Origin of the sequence: Poseidonibacter sp., from assembly GCF_041821165.1 — a bacterium.
Taxonomy (GTDB): Bacteria; Campylobacterota; Campylobacteria; order Campylobacterales; family Arcobacteraceae; genus Poseidonibacter.
Genome location: NZ_JBGUES010000031.1, coordinates 1 through 19,159, shown reverse-complemented (window position 1 = coordinate 19,159; position 19,159 = coordinate 1). Strand labels below are relative to the sequence as shown.

The 19,159-nt window shown below is 27.2% G+C and carries 17 protein-coding genes and 1 pseudogene; 12 read left to right on the top strand and 6 right to left on the bottom strand.

Annotation, left to right across the window (positions count from 1 at the left end; translation table 11 throughout):
* Positions 1-396: 396 nt before the first annotated feature.
* The 6 genes from ACERKK_RS04430 (at position 397) to ACERKK_RS04405 (ending at position 6,431) form a co-directional block, all read left to right on the top strand.
* On the top strand, positions 397-1,605 hold the full coding sequence (locus ACERKK_RS04430; RefSeq protein WP_373771871.1) for a saccharopine dehydrogenase family protein: 1,209 nt from the start codon (positions 397-399) through the stop codon (positions 1,603-1,605).
* A 73-nt stretch (positions 1,606-1,678) separates the two neighbouring features.
* On the top strand, positions 1,679-1,843 hold the full coding sequence (rd, locus tag ACERKK_RS04425) for a rubredoxin (protein ID WP_373771870.1): 165 nt from the start codon (positions 1,679-1,681) through the stop codon (positions 1,841-1,843).
* On the top strand, positions 1,836-2,978 hold the full coding sequence (nspC, locus tag ACERKK_RS04420; protein WP_373771869.1) for a carboxynorspermidine decarboxylase: 1,143 nt from the start codon (positions 1,836-1,838) through the stop codon (positions 2,976-2,978). The genes rd and nspC overlap by 8 nt, the downstream gene beginning before the upstream one ends.
* 16 nt (positions 2,979-2,994) lie before the next feature.
* A complete protein-coding gene (gene ppk2, locus ACERKK_RS04415) occupies positions 2,995-3,921 on the top strand; it encodes a polyphosphate kinase 2 (protein ID WP_373771868.1) in 927 nt (308 codons plus the stop codon).
* Positions 3,922-3,923: 2 nt separating this feature from the next.
* A complete protein-coding gene (ppk2, locus tag ACERKK_RS04410; RefSeq protein WP_373771867.1) occupies positions 3,924-5,057 on the top strand; it encodes a polyphosphate kinase 2 in 1,134 nt (377 codons plus the stop codon).
* 84 nt (positions 5,058-5,141) lie between these two features.
* Complete coding sequence (locus tag ACERKK_RS04405; RefSeq protein WP_373771866.1) at positions 5,142-6,431, top strand: dicarboxylate/amino acid:cation symporter; 1,290 nt, start codon at positions 5,142-5,144, stop codon at positions 6,429-6,431.
* 10 nt (positions 6,432-6,441) lie between these two features.
* Here the strand turns inward: ACERKK_RS04405 and ACERKK_RS04400 are convergent, their stop codons facing one another.
* The 3 genes from ACERKK_RS04400 to ACERKK_RS04390 form a co-directional block, all read right to left on the bottom strand.
* Positions 6,442-7,344 carry a DMT family transporter gene (locus ACERKK_RS04400; RefSeq protein WP_373771865.1) on the bottom strand — a complete coding sequence of 301 codons (903 nt, stop codon included), beginning with the start codon at positions 7,342-7,344 and terminating at the stop codon, positions 6,442-6,444.
* Positions 7,345-7,465: 121 nt separating this feature from the next.
* The gene (gene nhaA, locus ACERKK_RS04395) at positions 7,466-8,746 is read right to left on the bottom strand and encodes a Na+/H+ antiporter NhaA (protein ID WP_373771864.1); all 1,281 of its coding nucleotides are present in this window, start codon (positions 8,744-8,746) and stop codon (positions 7,466-7,468) included.
* A gap of 5 nt (positions 8,747-8,751) precedes the next feature.
* Entirely contained in the window at positions 8,752-9,123 is a 372-nt protein-coding gene (locus tag ACERKK_RS04390) for a Fur family transcriptional regulator (protein WP_373771863.1), read from the bottom strand.
* 120 nt (positions 9,124-9,243) lie between these two features.
* On the opposite strand from ACERKK_RS04390, the gene ACERKK_RS04385 reads away from it, so the two are divergent.
* The gene (locus tag ACERKK_RS04385) at positions 9,244-10,125 is read left to right on the top strand and encodes a metal ABC transporter solute-binding protein, Zn/Mn family (protein ID WP_373771862.1); all 882 of its coding nucleotides are present in this window, start codon (positions 9,244-9,246) and stop codon (positions 10,123-10,125) included.
* Positions 10,122-11,588 (top strand): DUF1007 family protein, encoded by a 1,467-nt coding sequence (locus ACERKK_RS04380; RefSeq protein ID WP_373771861.1) that lies wholly within the window; start codon positions 10,122-10,124, stop codon positions 11,586-11,588. Before ACERKK_RS04385 ends, ACERKK_RS04380 begins: the two co-directional genes overlap by 4 nt.
* A 54-nt stretch (positions 11,589-11,642) precedes the next feature.
* Here ACERKK_RS04380 and ACERKK_RS04375 read toward each other — a convergent pair whose 3' ends face one another.
* Positions 11,643-12,782 (bottom strand): major outer membrane protein, encoded by a 1,140-nt coding sequence (locus ACERKK_RS04375; protein ID WP_373771860.1) that lies wholly within the window; start codon positions 12,780-12,782, stop codon positions 11,643-11,645.
* A gap of 331 nt (positions 12,783-13,113) precedes the next feature.
* Between ACERKK_RS04375 and ACERKK_RS04370 the strand changes: the two genes are divergently transcribed.
* Entirely contained in the window at positions 13,114-13,713 is a 600-nt protein-coding gene (locus ACERKK_RS04370) for a cytochrome c (protein WP_373771859.1), read from the top strand.
* Between the two features lie 298 nt (positions 13,714-14,011).
* Positions 14,012-14,353, top strand: coding sequence for a cupin (locus ACERKK_RS04365; RefSeq protein WP_373771858.1), 342 nt, complete (start codon positions 14,012-14,014; stop codon positions 14,351-14,353).
* Positions 14,354-14,379: 26 nt separating this feature from the next.
* On the opposite strand, the gene ACERKK_RS04360 is transcribed toward ACERKK_RS04365, so the two are convergent.
* Both ACERKK_RS04360 and ACERKK_RS04355 read right to left on the bottom strand, forming a co-directional pair.
* Positions 14,380-15,876: a PLP-dependent transferase gene (locus tag ACERKK_RS04360; protein WP_373771857.1), complete on the bottom strand. Its 1,497-nt coding sequence runs from the start codon at positions 15,874-15,876 to the stop codon at positions 14,380-14,382.
* Between the two features lie 11 nt (positions 15,877-15,887).
* On the bottom strand, positions 15,888-17,042 hold the full coding sequence (locus tag ACERKK_RS04355) for a PLP-dependent aspartate aminotransferase family protein (protein WP_373771856.1): 1,155 nt from the start codon (positions 17,040-17,042) through the stop codon (positions 15,888-15,890).
* A gap of 226 nt (positions 17,043-17,268) precedes the next feature.
* On the opposite strand from ACERKK_RS04355, the gene ACERKK_RS04350 reads away from it, so the two are divergent.
* Both ACERKK_RS04350 and ACERKK_RS04345 read left to right on the top strand, forming a co-directional pair.
* Positions 17,269-18,558, top strand: a complete 1,290-nt coding sequence (locus ACERKK_RS04350; protein WP_373771855.1) for a hypothetical protein — start codon at positions 17,269-17,271, stop codon at positions 18,556-18,558.
* Positions 18,559-18,560: 2 nt separating this feature from the next.
* A pseudogene (locus ACERKK_RS04345) lies at positions 18,561-19,159 on the top strand (tetratricopeptide repeat protein); the annotation flags it as partial.

Genomic DNA, 19,159 nt, shown 5'->3' with positions numbered 1-19,159 from the left:
TTTCACTTAGTAACTACTCAGTCCGCGAGGCAGTTAAAAAGCTAAGATTCTAAATTTCTTTGGTATCTCGAATCAGGGTAAACCAAATAATCTATCTAGGGTGAACCCGCTAAAACCTACTTAGATAGAATCTGTAGAGCGAGCCTCCAGAGTCTCAAGCCCGTAGGCGAGTCTCTAAATTAAAACTTATGCAGCGTGTGCGTAAGCTGGAGCGTAATTTGTATTGTTTGCGTCTAAAAAAAATGAACCGTGTAACGGCATGTTCAGGCCGACATGCAACTAATCCTCTCTGCTCCAATCGAAGCCAAATCATCCCCGGATAGTTTAGAAGCGAATTTTACCAAATCTTTACTGAAAAAATCATATAATCACATTAATTTAAAAAAAAGGTATAAAATGTCTGATACAAAAAAAGGTATTCTAATAATTGGTGCTGGTGGTGTTAGTCGAGTTGCAACTGTTAAGTGTGCTATGAACATAGATACATTTGAAAAAATCACATTAGCTTCAAGAACAATTTCAAAGTGTGAAGTTATTGCTAAAGAGATAAAAGAAAATCAAAATGTTGATATTGATGTAGTATCTGTTGATGCTGATAATGTTCCTGCTTTAGTAGAACTGATTAAAAAAGTTAATCCAAAAGTTTTACTAAATGTTGCTTTACCTTACCAAGATTTAACAATCATGGATGCTTGTATTCAAACTGGTGTTGATTATATAGATACAGCAAACTATGAACATCCTGATGAAGCTAAATTTGAGTACAAAGAACAATGGGCAAAAAATGATGAGTTTGAAAAAGCTGGAATTAAAGCTCTTTTAGGTTCAGGATTTGACCCAGGTGTTACAGGTGTATTTTGTGCATACGCTCAACAAAACTTATTTGATGAAATAAACTATATTGATATTATGGATTGTAATGCAGGTGACCATGGTTATCCATTCGCAACAAACTTTAATCCTGAAATTAACTTAAGAGAAGTAAGCTCAAATGGTAGATATTGGGAAGATGGAAAATGGATTGAAACAAAACCATTAGAAATAAGAGTTGACCATGATTATCCAGAAGTAGGTGTTAAACCTTCTTACCTTTTATACCATGAAGAGTTAGAATCTTTATGTAAAAATATCAAAGGTTTAAAAAGAATTAGATTCTTTATGACATTTGGAGATTCTTATATTCAACATATGAATTGTTTACAAAATGTTGGAATGTTAGGTATTAAAGAAGTAGAACATAAAGGGCAAAAAATCATTCCTATTGAGTTCTTAGCTACTCTTTTACCAGATCCTGCATCACTTGGACCAAGAACTGTTGGTAAAACAAATATTGGTTGTATTATTGAAGGTATTAAAGACGGTAAAAAGAAAAAAGTTTATATTTACAATATTTGTGACCATCAAGAGTGTTATAAAGAAACAGGAGCACAAGCTGTTTCTTATACAACAGGAGTTCCTGCAATGATTGGTGCTAAGATGATTTATAAAGAACTTTGGGATGGAAAAGGTGTATTTAATATCGAAGAGTTTGAAGCAAAACCATTTATGGATGAGTTAATGACTCAAGGTTTACCTTGGACGATTTTAGAGTTACCAGTAGATTAGAACTTTTTAAATAGTTTCCTTATTATCTTAAAAATAGTATAATATGTTATTAAATTAACAAAAGGAAACTATTATGCAAAAATATATTTGTACAGTATGTGATTATATCTATGATCCCGCACTTGGTGATCCTGATAGCGGGATTGAACCTGGTACTGCTTTTGAAGATCTTCCCGAAGATTGGGAATGTCCTGATTGTGGTGTAACAAAAGAGGATTTTGAACCCTATAATGAATAATAAAATTGTAAAGAAATTTGAGGACTTACCAAGTCCTAGTTATGTATGTGAACAAGATTTATTAGAAAACAATTTAAAACTTTTAAAAAGAGTGCAAGATGAAGCTGATGTTAATATTTTACTAGCATTAAAAGGTTTTGCACTTTATTCAACTTTTGATTTATGTAAAAAATATTTAAAAGGTTGTTGTGCTTCTGGTTTACATGAAGCAATACTAGCAAAAGAGGAATTTGGTGGAGAAGTTCACACATATTCACCTGCATTTAAAGAAGAAGAGATAGATGAAATTATTCAATTATCTAATCATCTTGTTTTTAACTCATTTAACCAATTAAAACAATTTAGACAAAAAGCCTTAGGAAAAACATCATTAGGTCTTAGAATAAATCCAGAATACTCATCTGTTGAGGTAGATTTATATAATCCTTGTGCAATTAATTCAAGACTTGGAATTACAAAAGCAAATTTTGAAGAAGATGAACTTGAAGGAATTGATGGTTTACATTTTCATGCACTTTGTGAACAAAATGTTGATGCTCTTGAAGGTGCATTAAAAGCATTTGAAGATAATTTTTCAATGTATTTCAAAGATTTAAAATGGGTAAACTTTGGTGGAGGACATCATATAACAAGAGAAGATTATGATGTAGAAGGACTAATTAAATTATTAAAAGATTTTAAAAAAAGATATCCACATTTAAAAGTATACTTAGAACCAGGTGAAGCAGTAGGTTGGCAAACGGGTTACTTAGTGGCTACTGTTTTAGATGTAATAAAAAATGGAATGAACTTAGCTATTTTAGATACATCAGCAGAAGCTCATATGCCTGATACTTTAGCTATGCCATATCGTGCAGATATTCGAAATTCAGGTATTGCAAATGAAAAAGAATATACATATAGACTTGGTGGAAATACTTGTTTAGCAGGAGATATTATTGGTGATTATTCTTTTGATAAACCTTTAGAAATAGGGGATAAAATTATTTTAGAAGATATGATTCATTATACTATGGTTAAAACAACAACTTTTAATGGAATTAAGTTACCATCAATAGTTATTAAATTATCTAATGATTGTTATCAAATTGTAAACAATTTTGGTTATAATGAATATAAGGGAAGACTTTCATAAAGGATAATTAGTTTTGATGGGAAAAGATAGAGATATAATACATGAAGAATTTAAAGATGATGAAGAAATAGATACACCTCATGAGGAAAAACATAAGAGTAAGAATTTTTCACGAAAACGAAAAATAATGAAACAAAAAGGTAAAAAAATCCAAATTTGGGTTAAAAAAGATACCTTAGCTTATGAAAAAGAATTAACTGTATTACAAATTGAATTATTAAAATTTCAAAACTATGTAAAAGAACAAGGTTTAAAAGTGCTTCTGATATTTGAAGGAAGAGATGCTGCTGGAAAAGGTGGTACTATCAAAAGAATAACAGAACATTTAAACCCTAGGGGTGCAAGAGTAGTTGCTTTAGAAAAACCAAGTGATATCGAAAGAACACAGTGGTATTTTCAAAGATATACAAAGCATCTTCCTAGTGCTGGAGAAATAGTTTTATTTGATAGATCATGGTATAACAGAGCAGGTGTTGAACCTGTTATGGGATTTTGTACAACAGAAGAGCATCATGAATTTCTAAAAGAAGTACCAGAATTTGAAAAAATGTTGGTAAAATCAGGAATTATCTTAATGAAATTTTATTTCTCTGTTTCTAAAAAAGAGCAAGCAAGACGATTCTCAAAAAGAGAAACTGATCCATTAAAACAATACAAATTATCACCAGTAGATAAAGAGTCTCAATTATTATGGGATAAATATACAATTGCTAAATTTTCTATGTTAATGGCTTCAAATACAGACCATGCTCCATGGACAATTATTAAAAGTGATGATAAGAAAAAAGCTAGAATTAATTGTATAAAATATATTTTATCACATGTTGAATATACAGATAAAATTGAAATAAATAGTAAAAATGACGAAGAAGATATTTTACTTTCAGGAATAGATGAAATTGAAAATATGGAACAAAAAAATAAATTTGCAAGGGTACAATAAATATGAATTTAAGTGATTTTGAAAAAACTAGTTCAAGTGGATTGTACATATCAAAAGCTGTCCACCCACTTTTTGGAAGAAAGTATATAGCTAGATTTCAATATGAAAGAAAGAGATACGTTAAGGTATTAGGTTATACAAAAAAGGATAATCTAACTAAAAAATCTGCTTTAGATTTAATGCAAAGTTTCAAGGATTCAATAATAGTGAAAAAAGAAGAACAAGTAATTACTCAAAAAACTGCTTTAAAATCCTCAGATACCCCAAAAGTTCAAAATGAAGCTTTAGATAGAATGATTGAAGAAAATAAAAAGCTTATTTCAATTTTAGGTGATTATAAAAAATTAGATGAGCAAGTTTTAGCAGAGGGTATTCAAAAGATTTATGATTTAGAAGAGTTGAAAAAATATCAAATTGAATTAATTAAACTTCAAAACTATCTTGAGTCTCAAAATAAAAGAATGATTATTATCTTTGAAGGAAGAGATGCTTCTGGAAAAGGTGGTGCTATTAGACGAATTACTAGATATATGAATAATAAGCATTATAGAATAGTAGCACTAGGTAAACCAACTGATACACAAAGAAATCAATGGTTCTTCCAAAGATATATTACTCATTTCCCAACTGGTGGAGAGATAGTTTTATTTGATAGATCGTGGTATAACAGAGCAATGGTTGAGCCAATTTTTGGTTTTTGTTCAAAAGAAGAACATGAAATATTTATGGAAGATGTTGTTAATTTTGAGCAAGATTTAGTAAGACAAGGAATGATTCTAATTAAACTTTATTTCTCTGTTTCAAAAGAAGAACAAAAAAGAAGATTTGATAGAAGAATTGAAGATCCACTAAGACAGTGGAAATTCTCAGAAGTTGATATGCAAGCACAAGATTTATGGGATGAATTCTCTGAAAAAAAATATGAAATGCTAAGACGTACAACATCAAGATCAGCTCCTTGGTATGTTGTTAGAAGTGATGACAAACATAAAGCAAGACTTGAAGCTATGAAAGTAATTTTAAATTCTGTTGATTACGATGGAAGAAATTATTCATTAGATTATGAACCAAATGAAGAAGTTAATATCTCTGTTCAAAGAGAATTACTTCAAATGAGAAAATCGAAAAACTATTAGTTTTTCGATTTTCACTACTTTATCTCTACCTCAAATAAATACTTACTATATACATATTTTAAAATAAAACAAGGATAAATAATTATGTTAAAACAACTTTGGTTTAAAGTTATAATTGGGATGATTTTAGGTGTTATTTGTGGTTTGATTTTATCTCCAAGTGCATTTGCTTTAGTTCCAAATGATATTGCACTCTCTATTGCACCATGGGTTGCATTAGCTGGAAATATATTTTTAGCTTTAATTAAAATGGTTGTAATTCCTTTAGTTATGAGTTCAATTATTTTAGGAATAACAAGTGCTGATGATACAGCTACATTAAAAAGTTTAGGATTAAAAATTGCTCCATATTTTGTATTTACAACTATAATTGCTGTAACTATTGGAATATGTATAACATATATAATTCAACCAGGAAACTTTGTATCTGCTGATATAATTTCATCTACAACTTCAACTATTATAGCACCAGTTGCAATAGCAAGTTCAAGTATTTCAATACCAGATATGATAGTTGGATTAATTCCCGTAAATACTGTACAAGCAAGGTTAGATGGAAATATTTTAGCTTTTGTTATATTAGCTATATTTATTGGAGTTGCTTTAATGAATATCAATAAAGAAGATGCAAAACCTTTAATTGACCTTGCAAGAGCATTTCAAGCATTTTCAATGAAGGTAATTGATTGGGCTATGAAACTTGCACCTTATGCTGTATTTGGACTTTTATGTAGTATTACTATTAAAATTGGATTTGATGCAATCTCTTCAATGTCTATGTATGTTTTCACAGTAATTACTGGTCTTTTTTTACTTTTATGTTTTTATTTGCTTGTAGTTTATTTAAGTTCAAAAATAAAACCCTTAGATTTTTTAAGAAGGGTAAGAGAAGTTCAGCTTATGGCATTTTCAACTTCATCATCTGCTGCTGTTATGGGCTTATCTATGAATACAGCTGAAGATAAATTAAATGTTCCAACTCCAATATCTAAATTTATTATTCCTTTAGGAGCTACTATAAATATGGATGGAACAGCACTTTATCAAGTTTGTGCAGCAATATTTTTAACACAACTATTTGGTATTGAATTAAGTTTTGTTGAAATAGTTATTTTGGCACTTACAACTGTTGGTGCATCAATAGGAACACCTAGTACTCCTGGGGTTGGTATAGTTATTCTTGCAACTATTTTACAAGGAATTGGAGTGCCTGTTGAAGGAATAGCACTTATATTAGGTGTGGATAGAATTTTAGATATGTGTAGAACTACTATTAATGTAACAGGAGATTTAACAGCTTCTTTAGTTATGAAAAAACTTACAAATTTCTCAGATGCTTCAAAAAAAGTTGCCCAAGAGATTAAAGCTGCATAAAAGAAGTAGTTTAAACTACTACTTCTTTTTTCTTAAAAATTATAATATTATTTAGTATCTTAACTGCAAATAGAGTTAAAATTGTTCCTATAATTATTGAAAAACTAATATGTTCTTTTAAAAATATTACACTAAATATTATTGCAAATAATGGAACTAAAAAGATAAAAGAACTAACTTCATTTGTTCCTAATTTCTCTATTCCTATAAAATAAATACTTGTTGCAAATGTTGTTGAAATAACTGCTAAACTCAATATATTTATCCAAAATATATAATCATAACTTGAATAATTTATCTCTTTAAACTCTACAAAAAATATACTTACAATAATAGTCATAAATAAGTACATATAAAATGTAAAAACAAGAGGAGAAGTTTTTGTAACTTTTGAACTAATAATTGTTAAAATTGGCCATAAAATTGAACCTGCTAAAAAGTAAAGATTTTGTTTTGCAAGTATTTGTTCTGCTGAAAAAGACCATACATTTAACATAGTTAAAACACCAATAGCACCAATACAAAGTGCAAAGATATCTTTTCTTTGTATTTTTTTCCCAAAAAATAAAGCCATAAGTAAAAAAGTATTTATAGGAATTAGTGTTGTTACTAATGCCCCACCTAGTGAAGCGGTACCGTATTTAGTACCTAAAAAATAGCATTTTAAATATACAATCATAATAACAGCTGTAATAATTGCTAAAATAATACTTCTAAAGTTTATATAAAAATATTTACGTGTAAACATAAGTACGGGTGCAAGTGTAATTAGAGTGAAGATATTTCTAAAAAATATTAGTTCATATTCATTCATATATGCACTTAATACCTTTGCATTTACCCATGAAGCACCCCATCCAGCCATTGCTAGAAACATTAATGCAAAAAATATATTCTTATTTGTTTGTGTCATCTCTTGTCTTTTGTATAAAATAAAATAGTTTTGAAAATTTGTAAAAGCTAAGATTTACTCAAAAAAATGAGTAAATCTTGATATTCTTTTTATATAGAATAGTTTGTAAGGTTTTAAAGTATTATGCTTTTTTAACTCTTAAGATTAGAAGAACTCCAATTACCGCTGCAATAAACGATGCTCCAAATACACCTAATTTAACCGCTGCAATAATAGCTTCATCTAAGAATGCTAAGTGAGTAATAAAGATTGACATTGTAAATCCAATACCACCTAAGAATCCAACTGCTATAACTTCAGACCATGAAATATTGTCTGGTTTTTTCACAATATTTAGTTTTGTTGCAAGATATGTAAATCCAAATATCCCAATTGGTTTACCAATTACAAGACCAAATACAACACCTAAAACAATCATAAGGTTTGCATTTACTGTTGAGAAGTCAATTAAAACACCTGCATTTGAAAATGCAAATAAAGGCATAATAAAAAATGCTGATAAACCATGTAGGTTATGTTCTAATCTAACTAAAGGGTTTTGAACTTTATCATAGTTGTATCCAATACTTTCTAATGAATCAATTTGATGATGATTTAAAATAGGTAGCGTATCCATGTTTTTTTCGAAATCTTCAATATCTCTTTTTGATTCTTTAATAAAGTTACGCTCATCTATTTTTGATTTAATAGGAATAGCAAAAGCTAATAAAACACCAGCAATTGTTGCATGAATACCAATGGCATGAATGTAGAACCATAAAGCAATACCTAAAATTAGATATGGTAAAAGTTTTGTTACACCCTTAAAGTTTAAAGCCCAAATTAAAGCATAAACAATACCTGCATGTAAGAAATATTCTGATTGTATATCACTTGTATATACAGTTGCAACTACTAAAACAGCACCTAAATCATCAACAACTGCAAGTGCTACTAAAAATAGTTTAAGTGCTGGGTTTACTCTTGTTCCAAGAAGCATTAAAATACCAAGTGCAAAAGCAATATCAGTTGCCATTGGAATACCAAAACCTAATGGATTATCAGGATTAAAAGCAACATAAACTAATGCAGGAATTGCCATTCCTCCAATTGCTGCAATAATAGGGAATGATGCTTTACTTACAGATGATAATTCGCCAACAAGCATTTCTCTTTTTATTTCTAATCCTACCATTAAGAAAAACAATGCCATAAGTGCATCATCAATCCAATATGTTAAAGTCATAGATATTTTTAACTCACCTAAATTCATACCTAAAGGCATATGCCATAAATCATAATAGGCTTGTCCATAACTTGAATTTGCAACAATTACAGCAGCAACAGTTGCAACAAAAAGTAAAATACCACTTAGGGCTTCTTTATTTATAAATTGTTCTAGTGCGACTAGTTTTTTAATCATTTAGTTCATCCTTCTTTTAAACAGTTTGGGCAAATACCCTTTATAATAATATTATCAACTTGATAACCATCAAGTTTTAAGTCAGGTTTAGAGTGAATACATTCAATTTTCGAACAAGTCGTACAAATAAAATGTGAATGTTTTGTTTTTTGAACTTCAAAGTATCTTTTTTTATCATTAGACTCAAAAGAACTAACAATGTTCTCTTCTTCAAACTTTATTATATTTCTATAAAAAGTTGCTTTATCCATAGCTAACTTATCTTTTATATCTTCATAACATAAAGGTTTGTCAGAATTTACTAAGGTTTCTAGGATTGCTTTTCTTGCATTTGTTAACTTAATGTTTTTTTCTTGTGTTATTGTTTCTATGTTCATTTTATAATTATATCTATTTATCTTTAAACTTAATTTTTACGACTAAGTTGCATTAAAGAAATAATTGATTAAAATTCAAAAATCGCAACTAAGTTGCATAAAATAAATATAGGAAGATATATGAAAAAAATAATATTAGCAGTTCTTGTAATAGCAAGTTTATCTTTTGCTTCAAAACAAGAAGTAACAGTAAGTATTTTACCTCAAAAGTATTTCGTAGAAAAAATTGCAGGTGATAAATTAAATATAAATGTAATGGTTAAAGCAGGTTTTTCTCCAACAACTTATGAGCCAAAAACTTCACAAATGAAAAAATTAGCAAATTCAAAAATATATTTTGCAATCGATGTTCCATTTGAAGATGTTTGGTTAGAAAAATTTAGAAACTCTAATAAAAATATGCTAATTGTTGATACAGCAGAAAATATTGATAAATTAGAAATGAAAGAACATTCACATCATGAAGAAGAGAAGACACAAAATCATAAAAAAGAAGAAACACATCATGAACATGAAGGTTTAGATCCACATATTTGGACTGATCCTATTTTAGTAAAAATACAAGCTAAAAATATTTTAGATGCATTAATAAAAATTGATTCTAAAAATAGTGATTTTTATAAATCAAATTATAAAAATTTTATCCAAGAGTTAGATGTTCTAAATAAAAAATTAGAAGAAATTTTAAAACCAGTTGAACATAAGGCATTTATGGTATTTCATCCATCATGGGGATATTTTTCAAAAAGATATCATTTAGAACAAGTTGCTATTGAAACTCAAGGGAAAGAACCAAAACCTAGTGAATTGGTTGAATTAATAAAAGATGCAAAAGAACATAATATAAAGATTGTATTTGTAGCACCTCAATTTTCACAAAAAAGTGCAAGAGTTATTGCAAAAAGTATAAAAGGAAAAGTTGTTACGATGGATCATTTAGCTATTAATTGGGATGAAAATCTAATTAAAACAGCAGAAGAAATAGCTAATATATATAGATGATACGTTTTTTAGTTTTTATAATTTTATTTCAGGGCATCCTTTTTGGATGCACTATTTGTACTGTTTCTTCTCCAAAAATGGATATTTCAATTAATATAAAAGCAGACAAAAAAAATATTAAAACAGCAAAAATTAAATGGACTTTTTCAAAAAGTTTTACTCTTGAATTATTAGAATTATATGATAGAAATTTTGATGGAATATTTAGTAAAGAAGAGTTAGAACCTATTGAGGATTCACTTTTAGTTTATATTGAGCCTAGAAATTATCTAACATTTATATCTTATGATAAACAAATAAATGCTAATTCAAATCAAATAAATGTAAAAAATTATAAATTGGCATATAAAAATTCAAGTCTTTATTTTGAATATACCTTGGATTTAAATTATGAAATTTTTGATAAAAATAGATTATTTATCAAAATTTATGATGAAGAATCATATTTTATAATGATTTTTGATGAAAAGAAACAGCTTTTATCTATTCCTTATAAGATAAAAAAAGAAGTTCAAACACATAATGTAACTTTTACAATAGATGCACCAAGTTTAAAAAATACTAATATTAATGAAAAAAATAGAATAATTGAAAATGAGATAATTAAAGAAACAATTGAAACAAAAATAGAAAATGAAGATACTTTTTTAGTAGAAAAAGAACTTGGTCTATTAGAAAAATTTGTAAAAAAAATTAAACAATATTTATTAGATATTGAAAAAGGAGAAGATAAACTTGCTCTTTTATTTTTGCTTTTAGCTTCATTTATTTATGGAATTATTCATGCTTTAGGACCAGGTCATGGAAAAGCTTTAGCATTTTCATATTTTTCTGCACAAAAAAGTTCATATACCCAAGCTTTTGTAATTTCTTTTTTGACTGCATTTATCCATATATTAGGTGCATTAATTTTAGTAATAATTTCTATTTTTATACTTCAAAGTGTATTTAGTAGTTTTTTAGATGATTGGATTTCATATATTACAAGTGTAAGTGCCGTGTTAATTATGCTTTTATCCTTATATATTTTATATAGAAAATTAAAGAAAAAATCTTGTGTTTGTAGTGCTTGTTCTATGCTAGAACAAAATAAACCAATGTTCTCAACTGAAAAAAAAGATATAAGTTTTATAAGAACAAGTAAAAATGAAATACATTTTGATAAAAATAGAAAAAAACAAGATTTATATTTTGTTTTAACAGCAGGTCTTATTCCTTGTCCGGGAACTGTAGTTTTATTTGTTTATGCTTTTATCTTAAAAACATATTTTTCTGTTTTTTTAGCAAGTATTGCAATTAGTTTAGGAATGGGATTGGTAATTTTTCTTTCTTCTTTTTTAGGTGTTTCTTTAAATAAAGTTTCAAATAAATCTATAAAATTTACAAATTTTTTAGAAATATTAGCACCTATTTTTATGTTTATATTGGGATTGTTTCTTTTACTAAATGCAGATATTTTGTAAGTAAAATCTATTAAAAGGTTCAAAATATATTTGAACCTTTTTAATAAATTTAGATTAGAATAACCAAAGAAGATTAACTCTTGAGAATTCTTCTTTATCTGTTTTTGCATCATCATCAACTTGTCCAAATCTAGCATAAGCTGTGATACTTTTTGTGATTTTATATGTTGCAGTTGCATATACTTCATTTGCATCTGAATTAGCAATCTCTAAATCAACATAATTAGCAGAAAGATTTACATTTGGTAATACATCAACATTTAATCCAGCTTTCATAAGTTTTGCATCAGCATTACCTAATAAACTAAGTTTCCAACCTTGTAAGTTTGCTGCTGCATCGTTATCAAATGTAACCCAACCACCATCTTTATCAGTTTGACCATAATCTATATTAGCACCAACAATACCAGCTTTTGCAGAAACTCCAACTTTCCACAAGCTGTTATCTTCATTAACTCCATCAATATCAGCAGCAGAATATCTTAAATATGGTTTAATCATTGCATCACCAGCTTTAATATTAGCTTTTGCTCCTACTGTATAAGTATCATATTTATCTGACATAGTAGCATACCATGCATCAACTGTTGCAGGTCCAGCTTTTGCTGTAAGACCTATATGACCATAAGATTCAGCACCTGTAATTGCTGTTCCTGGAAATTTTGTAGTATCAGTTGTAGTGTCATTTCTATCACCTAAATCAAAATTCGTATTTACGAAATAAGCAGCATTAATACTTACATCTCCAAGTTTACTAGTTAAACTAACTCCATTTGCTTCAGATGTTGCAGTAGCTGGGTCATATACAACTGTTAATGGTGTATCTAAACCTTGTCTACCTGCTGAGATAGAAGTATTTTCAATTCCTGTATATGTAAAGTAATTATAAACCATTAATAAACTTGAGTATCCAATTCCTTTTTCTGCATTTTTATCATCTATTTCAAGATTTGCTCCTGCAAACATATAACTTAAGTTATCAGTTAATTTACCAGTTGCTCCAAGCACTTCTTTATGTGTAAAAGAATCATTACTTGTTTTATCTTGACTGTTACTATTGTCATATCTTACTTGAACGTAACCAAATACATCAAAATTATCAGCAACTTCTGTTAAAGTATTAGCACTTACACTAGAATTTAAACCAGCAAGTGTAACAGCAGCAGCTAAACTCATCTTTACAAATTTTCTCATTTTACTATCCTTGATATATAAATTATATTTTTAATTAATGTAGGTTATTTTATTATAAAATATAACCATCATTAATGAAACATGAAAAAAATTTTACATACTTATTTTTAAAGTATTCTTAGTGCTATATTGAGGCTATAAAGCCTATAATAAAGGGCTATACTCAAGCTATATTAAGGCTATATTCAAGCTATAAAAGACAAGAAATTACTATTTTTTTGATAAAAAAACCCTTTAAAACAAGAATGTTAAAAAAATTACTTTTTTGAAATATAAATTTAAAAATTTTATGATATTATCCTTCTATAAATATTTTTAGGGAGAATAAAAAATGAAAGTTTTTACAAAAATTGTAATTTTAACTACTTTTTCAACATTTGCATTTTCAGATATAACTATGTGTTTTAAGAAAAATCACGAAGATATATCAACAATAGAAAATGTGAAATTAAATGGTGGTTTATGTGAAGGTGTAAAAAGTCAAAAAGATATGTTAAAAGATGGTTGGAAAATTCAAAACGTTAAAATAAAAAAAGATGATTATCTTTATGTTTTTGAAAAACAAAATACAGTTTTAAAACAAAATACAAAAGAGTCTTTAAAATCAGAAATACTTACAGAGATTGAAGATAAAAAACAAAAAGAAATCGAATTAAATAAAAAAGAAATTAAGTTGCAAGAGTATGCAAAAGGTGAAAAAATTTATAAAAATAAATGTTCTTCTTGTCATGGTATAAAAGCAGAAAAAGAACTTTATAATTTAAAGCCATTAAATTCTATTAGTTTAGAAGATTTTCAAGATGCAATAAAAGGTTATAAAATTGGTTCTTATAATTTAGGAAATGCTCAAGAGATGAGACCTTATGCAATTGGTAATACGGCAAAAGATATAGATAATATTTATAAATATATTTTGAAAATAAATAAATAAGAAAATAAATAGAACATTAAGGAGGATATGTTCTATTTATTATTAAGATTTTCCAAAAATAACCTGCTTAGAATCGCTCAAAACTAAACACACTACAAAAATCAAAAGCTTACAAATATCATAAAATTTAGGAAATAGATATTTTGTATTGAAAGTATACTACTTAATTATAGCCCATATATAGCCACTTAAAATTTATTAGTTAAAATCTTTATATAAATATTTAATTGATTAAAATCAATAATACTTATCAGAAAAGAAGATATACTCTCTTTTTTAACTACTAAAGGATTTTAAAATGAATAAATTTAATATATATGATAATTTAGAATATGGTGAGTCAAAAGTAAAAATTACTCCAATGTTTGAAAGTGATAGTTCAAAAGAAATAAGAATAGTTTTTAAAAAAGATCAAATTATGAAAGACCATAAAACATCTTTTCCAATAACAGTTGAAATCTTTGAAGGTGAAATAGACTTTGGAGTAGGGCAAAAGGTTTATACTCTTATAAAAGGTGATATTGTTTCACTTGAAGCTAGTATTGTTCATAATTTAAAAGCAAATGCTGATAGTATTGTTAGACTTTCTTTATCAACAGCTGATACAGTTGCTCGTGTTAAAGGTGTTTTAAAACTTTAAAAAACTAAATATTTAAGATTAGAGAATTACTTCTCTAGTCTTTTAAACTCTTTGATAATATCTTCAATATCTTCTGTACCAACTGAGATTCTAAGTAAATCAATAGGAAGTCCTATTTTTTCTAAAAATTTATTACCAACTTCACTTATAACTAAATCCCAATGCGCTAAATAAGTATAAGGCATAAGAAGTGTAAATTCAGTTCCTAAGCTAGGCCCTTTTGCAAAATTTAGATTGTCATATACTTCTTTAAAATCTTTGTTGAAAGTAACAGAAATAATCCCCGTCAAACTATTATCATCTCTCATTGTTTGAGAATAATTATCTTTATTTTCATCATTTAAACAATAATAAATATGTTTTATATATGGGCAAGTTTTGAAGTATTCAACCAATTTTTTAGTATTAGATGAAATCTTTTTTACTCTTGTTTTATAACCCTTTATTTCATATGCTAATCTTTGCATATCTTTTATATATACAGGGTCACAGTGTTTGAAAAACTCTACACTCATATGTGAAAGATTGTGCTTTTTATTTAAAATAATTGCACCCATTAAAACATCTGCATTTCCACAGGCAAACTTTGTAAGTGACTCTACAAATATATCTGCATAATCTTCTAAATTTAAGTTAAAAGGTGTTGCAAAAGTAGTATCTATTACTAATGGAATATTATACTCATCACATAATGCTCTTAATCTTTTTATATCTACTGTTTTAAGTAGAGGATTTGTAGGAACTTCTGTAATAATTGCACTTACTTTATTTCCATCAATTTTTAGATAATCTTCTAATAAATCAAGATTTAAGATATCAGGAAATACTTTTGATTGTGTATAGTGATGATTTACAATATTCATAGTATCAAGATATAACCAACCAAACTGAACTAATATAGTTCTTCCATTATGACTTTGGATTGAATTAAGTCCTCGTACAATTGAATATATTGCATTCATTCCTGATGGTGCTAAACAAACATTTTCTTTTGGTTGATTATAAGCATTTGCTAGAGTATCTATTATGATATCTTTAGCTTTGTCTTTATCTTCAACTTCTTCTTTATGTAAGCAGTCTAATAGTCCTAAATCAAAAAGATATTGCTCTGCAAATCTTGAAGATAAATTACACCCAACATGTTGAATATACATCAATACTTTTTGAAGCTGAGAAGTTCCTTTTTGAACTAATATAACTCCAAAAGTTTCATTTACTTCAACTTTATTGTGAATAAAATACTTATCACTAATCAACTCAACTGCTTTTTGAGAACTCAAAAGTACAACTTCATAATCATCACAAATAGAATACTTGTCTTTTATATAAAGAGCTAATTTTTTTAAATAAGGATGAAGTACAAACCTAGGATAAGCACTTGTGATTTTTTCTAAAATCTCAGGTGTTTGTTCTTCATAATCAATTACATTTTGCAAGTGTGGCATTGAAACCGACACTGCATGAATATTGTTTTGTGGTAAAGTTTCTCCACAAGGAATATGTGTAAAAATAGTTTTGTTCATTTATTATTTGTCTACTTTTTTACAGCTTGTTCAATATCTTCGATTAAATCTTCTACATTTTCTAAACCAATAGAAAATCTAACCGTACTATCAGCTATTCCAATAGCTGCTAATTCTTCTTTTGAGAATGAGGCATGAGAAATCTTAGCAGGAATTTCTACTCTTGAATCAGGACTTCCAAATGAACATTTTTCACCAAATATTTTAGTATTTTCAATAAACTTTTCAGCTAATTCAACACTATTGAAATCTACACAAAATAGTCCTGGAATATAATCCATTTGCTCACGTGCAAGCTCATGTTGAGGATGAGATTCTAAACTCGGATGTGTAACTTTTACTATATAGTCTTGTTTTTCTAAATACTTAGCAATAATAATCGAGTTTTTTTCATGTTCAATCATTCTCACCTTTAACGTAGGAATACCAAGAGTGATTAAATACACATCCATTGGATTTTGAGATCTTCCACTTGCATTTGCATAGTAGTGAACTTGATCGCTTAACTCTTTTGTTTTAGCAACAATTGCACCAGCTACAACTGCACCATGACCTGAGATATATTTAGTAGTTGAAAATAGTGAGAAATCAGCACCTAGTTCAAGTGGACGTTGTGAAATGAAAGTAGCAAGTGAATTATCAACTGCAAATAAAGCGCCGTTATCATGTGCTAAAGAGGCTACTTTTTTTAAGTCAATAATTTTAAGACCTGGATTAGTAGGGCTTTCACATAATACTAAATCAATAGGATTGTTTTTTAGGATTTCTTCCATAGTATCAAATTCTAAGAAGTCTGCAAAGTGAACAGTAACATTGTATTTTTCTTTGAATATTTTTAGTAATCTAAACGTCCCACCATAACAATCAGCTTCAACTAAGATATGAGAATTAGCTTTTAAAGTCGTTTCAAAAAGTAAAGAAACAGAAGCAATACCAGTATGAGTACATACACATCCAGCTCCCCCTTCAACTTTAGTAAATAAGTTTTCTAACATCTCTCTTGTTGGGTTATCACTTCTTGTATAATCGTAGATTTTATCTCCATCTTGTTTTTTCAAATCAAATGTTCCCGTATTATAAATAGGGAAATGAGATGCACCCGTTTGTTCAGCAAAAGGAGCAAATTTTGCAATGTGTGATAGTGATGTTTCTATATGTTTATACATGATAATCCTAATTTTTTATGGAATTATAGCAAAGTTATTCTGAGAGTAAAAAAGTCGTGAATATGGGGCTTGTAAATTGTAAAAGGATAGTAAAATAGTAGGGATTGCAAATCTAAAAAAATGATTTTCATTTTATTTATAATTACTTATAATATCTCTGTATTATTAATTAATAGTAATATAGCTTTTCTAAGATATAATACAAAAAATACTTATGAGGTTAATAATGAATAAAGCAACTGATTTTTATGACATTCAAGATGCAGTGGCATTTAATAATCCTATTGATGAAAAGAATGATTTTTATACTGACTTTTCTGGATTTAGAAAAGGTTTTAATGAAAAAAAGATTTATAAGCATTTAAATATTAATCCAACTACAAAAAAATGTAATAAAATTTCTCAACCAATAAAACTTTTTTTAAGTGGTCATAGAGGAACAGGAAAAACAACAGAACTTTTAAAACTAAAAAATGAAATAGATGAAACTACATGTTATTTTACTATTTTTTGTGATCTAAGTGATGAAGAACTTGATGTTAATAATATTGATTTTGTTGATATTGTAATTTTAATTTTAGAGAAATTAATTCAAACTTTAAAAGATAAAAATATTGATATTCCAAAAGCAAATATAGAACCTTTTTATGAATGGTATAACCAAAGAATAATAGAAATCAATAGTGCTACTGATGAATCAGCATCTATTGAAGTTGAAGGAAAAGCAGGAATTAATTTATTTTCTTTATTCTCTCTTGTAACAAAAACAAAAGGTAAATTATCAGGCTCTAATAGTACAAAAGAAACTATTAGAACAGTATTTATAAATAAATTTTCAGACTTTAGTAAGAAATTTAATGAATTTATTTTTGATATAAAAGATTATTTAGAAAAAAACAGCATTTCAAAAGATATGCTTTTTATAATTGATGGATTTGAAAAAATTGGAAGTTACGAAGATAGGAAAAAAATATTAATTCTTAATTCAAATAAATTTGTTGAAATCAAAGCAAATATGATTATTACTCTACCAATTGAACTTTTTTCTGAAGTAGGAAAGTTAAAAGAGTTTGCACAGCATATATCTTTTCCTCTTATAACTTTAGATGAAGAATCCAAAAATAGATTTAAAGAATTTATTTATAAAAGAATAGATAAAAGATTGTTTGATAATGATGAAGTTGTTGAAAAGATTATTGAGTATGGGGCAGGTTCTCCTCGTGAAACATTAAAAATAATTAGTAATGCATATATTGAAGCAAATGAAGAAATTTTGGACCTACAAAGTATAAAAGACACTCAAATATCAATTAGTGACGAAATGAAAAAATATTTAAATGAAGATGAGATTTTAGTTTTAAAAAAGATATATAAAAAAGATAGAGTACTTTTTAGTCCTGAAATTGCAACGTTAATGGTAAAAAAAATTGTTTTAGAATATGATGATGGTTTAGAAAAACAAATAAATCCAATTTTACTAGATAATGAGAATTTTATTGATTTATTAAAGGATTAAATTTGGCTAAAGAATTAAATTTTGAACAGTTACAAAAAAAACTAAAAAAGGTTTTAGATACGAATAAATTTAGATTTATTTTTATCTTTTATCCTGACATAAATTTAAGAGAAAATATTAAGAATTATATTTTAGAAAACTTCGCTCACTCAAACTCTATTACACTAGAATTAGAAAATAACACCTATCAAAATATTTCAAATAAACTTTATGAAAATGATAAGAGTTTTATATTTATAGATGATTTTTTTGATATTTTGGAAAATGCTGATTTATATAATGGCTTCAATCAACGAAGAGATAAAATAGCCTCAAAAAATATAAATCTTATTTGTTTTGTAAATTCTTTTAGTAAAGAAACTTTTTTTAAAACTGCCATAGAAGTAATTCCTGATTTATTAGAATTTAAAAATGCAATTTTTGAAATTGAGCAAATAGATAAAGAAAATAAATTAGAAATAAAAGAAATTTCTTCTAGCTCATACAGTTCTTTAGGTGGATTGACAACTGAAAGTAAAAGAAAAGAAATAAAAAGACTTCTTTTAAAGTTAGAAGATGTAAAAAATAATGAGCAAAAAAATAATTTGTTAAACCAGCTATC

What these genes read in the sequence shown, in the direction of transcription:
- nhaA (WP_373771864.1), bottom strand. Translation starts at nt 8,746, where the DNA reads ATGATTAAAAAACTAGTCGCACTAGAACAATTTATAAATAAAGAAGCC.
- ppk2 (WP_373771867.1), top strand. Translation starts at nt 3,924, where the DNA reads ATGAATTTAAGTGATTTTGAAAAAACTAGTTCAAGTGGATTGTACATA.
- ACERKK_RS04365 (WP_373771858.1), top strand. Translation starts at nt 14,012, where the DNA reads ATGAATAAATTTAATATATATGATAATTTAGAATATGGTGAGTCAAAA.
- ACERKK_RS04350 (WP_373771855.1), top strand. Translation starts at nt 17,269, where the DNA reads ATGAATAAAGCAACTGATTTTTATGACATTCAAGATGCAGTGGCATTT.
- rd (WP_373771870.1), top strand. Translation starts at nt 1,679, where the DNA reads ATGCAAAAATATATTTGTACAGTATGTGATTATATCTATGATCCCGCA.
- ACERKK_RS04390 (WP_373771863.1), bottom strand. Translation starts at nt 9,123, where the DNA reads ATGAACATAGAAACAATAACACAAGAAAAAAACATTAAGTTAACAAAT.
- ACERKK_RS04430 (WP_373771871.1), top strand. Translation starts at nt 397, where the DNA reads ATGTCTGATACAAAAAAAGGTATTCTAATAATTGGTGCTGGTGGTGTT.
- ACERKK_RS04405 (WP_373771866.1), top strand. Translation starts at nt 5,142, where the DNA reads ATGTTAAAACAACTTTGGTTTAAAGTTATAATTGGGATGATTTTAGGT.
- ACERKK_RS04385 (WP_373771862.1), top strand. Translation starts at nt 9,244, where the DNA reads ATGAAAAAAATAATATTAGCAGTTCTTGTAATAGCAAGTTTATCTTTT.
- ACERKK_RS04355 (WP_373771856.1), bottom strand. Translation starts at nt 17,042, where the DNA reads ATGTATAAACATATAGAAACATCACTATCACACATTGCAAAATTTGCT.
- ACERKK_RS04400 (WP_373771865.1), bottom strand. Translation starts at nt 7,344, where the DNA reads ATGACACAAACAAATAAGAATATATTTTTTGCATTAATGTTTCTAGCA.
- ACERKK_RS04370 (WP_373771859.1), top strand. Translation starts at nt 13,114, where the DNA reads ATGAAAGTTTTTACAAAAATTGTAATTTTAACTACTTTTTCAACATTT.
- ppk2 (WP_373771868.1), top strand. Translation starts at nt 2,995, where the DNA reads ATGGGAAAAGATAGAGATATAATACATGAAGAATTTAAAGATGATGAA.
- ACERKK_RS04360 (WP_373771857.1), bottom strand. Translation starts at nt 15,876, where the DNA reads ATGAACAAAACTATTTTTACACATATTCCTTGTGGAGAAACTTTACCA.
- nspC (WP_373771869.1), top strand. Translation starts at nt 1,836, where the DNA reads ATGAATAATAAAATTGTAAAGAAATTTGAGGACTTACCAAGTCCTAGT.
- ACERKK_RS04380 (WP_373771861.1), top strand. Translation starts at nt 10,122, where the DNA reads ATGATACGTTTTTTAGTTTTTATAATTTTATTTCAGGGCATCCTTTTT.
- ACERKK_RS04375 (WP_373771860.1), bottom strand. Translation starts at nt 12,782, where the DNA reads ATGAGAAAATTTGTAAAGATGAGTTTAGCTGCTGCTGTTACACTTGCT.